Source organism: Janthinobacterium sp. DSP2-3-3 (assembly GCF_049897325.1).
Lineage (GTDB): Bacteria > Pseudomonadota > Gammaproteobacteria > Burkholderiales > Burkholderiaceae_D > Janthinobacterium.
In genome coordinates, this window is the sequence record NZ_JAFCWA010000043.1 from 1 (window position 1) to 556 (window position 556).

1 rRNA gene is annotated in these 556 nt (G+C 50.9%); it reads left to right on the forward strand.

Annotated features, from left to right (window positions below):
- Positions 1 to 556, forward strand: a 16S ribosomal RNA gene (locus ACP7DE_RS27995); the annotation flags it as partial.

The window sequence follows — 556 nt, forward strand, 5'->3', positions numbered from 1 at the left end:
AGCTAATATCTTTTGCTAATGACGGTACCTGAAGAATAAGCACCGGCTAACTACGTGCCAGCAGCCGCGGTAATACGTAGGGTGCAAGCGTTAATCGGAATTACTGGGCGTAAAGCGTGCGCAGGCGGTTTTGTAAGTCTGATGTGAAATCCCCGGGCTCAACCTGGGAATTGCATTGGAGACTGCAAGGCTAGAATCTGGCAGAGGGGGGTAGAATTCCACGTGTAGCAGTGAAATGCGTAGATATGTGGAGGAACACCGATGGCGAAGGCAGCCCCCTGGGTCAAGATTGACGCTCATGCACGAAAGCGTGGGGAGCAAACAGGATTAGATACCCTGGTAGTCCACGCCCTAAACGATGTCTACTAGTTGTCGGGTCTTAATTGACTTGGTAACGCAGCTAACGCGTGAAGTAGACCGCCTGGGGAGTACGGTCGCAAGATTAAAACTCAAAGGAATTGACGGGGACCCGCACAAGCGGTGGATGATGTGGATTAATTCGATGCAACGCGAAAAACCTTACCTACCCTTGACATGGCTGGAATCCTTGAGAGAT